Annotated in this window: 3 protein-coding genes; 2 read left to right on the top strand and 1 reads right to left on the bottom strand. The window is 61.0% G+C overall.

The features are described from left to right. The coding region (locus HX846_RS36185; protein WP_178967344.1) for a LysR family transcriptional regulator at window positions 1–713 on the bottom strand (713 nt) is incomplete at its 3' end. 220 nt (window positions 714–933) lie between these two features. Here HX846_RS36185 and HX846_RS36190 point away from each other — a divergent pair. Then, window positions 934–1,557, top strand: a complete 624-nt coding sequence (locus HX846_RS36190; RefSeq protein WP_003211299.1) for a cysteine dioxygenase — start codon at window positions 934–936, stop codon at window positions 1,555–1,557. Next, window positions 1,554–2,054, top strand: a 501-nt coding sequence (locus HX846_RS36195) for a rhodanese-like domain-containing protein (RefSeq protein WP_256740398.1), incomplete at its 3' end; no start/stop codon positions are given. The genes HX846_RS36190 and HX846_RS36195, both read left to right, overlap by 4 nt.

A 2,054-nucleotide genomic window follows, 5' to 3' on the forward strand; every position in this document is an offset into this window, starting at 1 on the left:
CCGAGGCCCAGGCCGTCAGCCACCAGGCCCAGTTGCAGCTCGGTGCCGAAGGTCTCCAGGTTGACCCGCAACGCCAGGCCCTGGTCCGACAGGGTGCGTTGCAACCCGGCACGGAAACCGCAGCCATCCGGGTTCAGGATCCAGCCATTCTGGTACACGTCCGCCAGCTTGCAGGGCTTCTTCGGCAGTTGGGCCTTGGCACACACCACCACCAGTTCCATCTTGCCGATGGACTCGCCGACGATGTTGTCCGGGAAGATCTTGCCCGCCGGAAACAGCGCCGCCGCCGCGTCCAGTTCGCCGCGCTCGATCTTGCCCACCAGTTGGCTGCCCCAGCCGGTAGCCACCTGGGCCCGCAGCTCGGGGAATTCACTGCGCAGGTGCTTGAGGGCGTCCAGCAACACCACGTCGCCAATGGTCTGCGGCACCCCCAGGCGCAGCAGGCCGGTGGGCGGCGCGTCGGTGGCCACCAGTTCACGCAGGGCGTCCATTTCCCGAAGGATCGAACGGCACTGTTCATACACCCGCGTACCGATCAAAGTAGGCTTGAGCGGCTTGGTGTTGCGGTCGAACAACTCCACCCCCAGCGCCTGCTCGAAGTTCTGCACGCGACGGGTAATGGCCGGCTGGGTCAGTTGCAGCGACTCGGCGGCATGGCTGATGGACTGGCAACGAATCACTTCGACAAAGGCATCGATATCGTCAATTTTCATTTGGGCCGCACATAGAGAACAGTCATTAAGATGTGTGAAAAGCATAGTTCCATAAACGGTGGCTGGATAGCCCAACCCCCGGACCGATAACGTCTAACGCTATTCAAACCGGTTCTAAATTACTTTCCGCTATAACCTAATCATTAAAAAATAGCATATTAACTATAAACATTATGCTTAGATAAACCCATCACCACGAACCACCCACGATGGAATTGTCATGACCCAGGCCCGACACCCGGAGAGACTCAGAGCATTCATTGGCGCCCTGGCGGAATTGATCGACGGCAACCCTCGCGAAGGCGACCTGCTGCACCGCGGCGGCAAGCTGCTGGCGCAACTGGTCAGCCACGATGACTGGCTGCCGGACGAGTTTGCCCAACCCGACCCCGAGCGTTATCAGCAATTCCTGCTGCACGCCGATTCGCGCCAGCGCTTCAGCATCGTCAGCTTTGTGTGGGGGCCGGGGCAGACCACGCCGATCCATGACCATCGCGTGTGGGGGCTGATCGGCATGCTGCGCGGTTCCGAGTATTCCCAGGGCTTTGCGCGTAACGCCGAGGGCGCACTGGTCGCCGACGGCAAGCGCATCCAGCTGGAACCCGGCCAGGTGGAAGCCGTGTCGCCGAAGATCGGTGACATCCATCAAGTCAGCAATGCCTTCCGTGACCAGGTGTCCATCAGCATTCATGTGTATGGCGCCAACATCGGTGCGGTGCGCCGCGCCGTGTACCAGCCGGACGGCAGCGAGAAACTGTTTATCTCCGGTTATTCCAACGCTTTTCTCCCGAACATCTGGGATTTGTCCAAAGACGCCCTGTCCAAAGAGAGCCCTGCCCCATGACTGTATCGAACCGCAGCTTCGCCCAGATTCGCCAGGCCCTGCTGGACCGTGAAGAAGTCGCCCTTGTGGATGTGCGCGAGGAAGCGCCTTTCGCCGAATCCCACCCGCTGTTCGCCGCGAATATCCCGCTGTCAAAACTGGAACTGGAAGTGTATTCACGCATCCCACGCCGGGATACCCAGGTGACGGTGTACGACAACGGTGAAGGCCTGGCACAGATCGCCGCCCAGCGCTTGCAGGCGCTCGGCTATACCGAGGTCAGCCTGCTGGAAGGCGGCCTGGACGGTTGGCGCAGCGCCGGTGGCGAGCTGTTTATCGACGTCAACGTGCCAAGCAAATCCTTTGGCGAGCTGGTGGAAAGCCAGCGCCACACACCGTCGCTGGCGGCTGAAGAAGTGCAGGCGTTGCTCGACAGCAACGCCGACGTGGTGGTGCTCGACGCCCGCCGCTTCGATGAATACCAGACCATGAGCATTCCCACCGGCATCAGCGTGCCC

The sequence above is a fragment of the Pseudomonas sp. K5002 genome, from assembly GCF_013386655.1.
Lineage (GTDB): Bacteria > Pseudomonadota > Gammaproteobacteria > Pseudomonadales > Pseudomonadaceae > Aquipseudomonas.

Bases quoted from the DNA above. Each gene is read 5' to 3' on its own strand.
- HX846_RS36190 (WP_003211299.1), top strand. From the start codon at position 934: ATGACCCAGGCCCGACACCCGGAGAGACTCAGAGCATTCATTGGCGCC.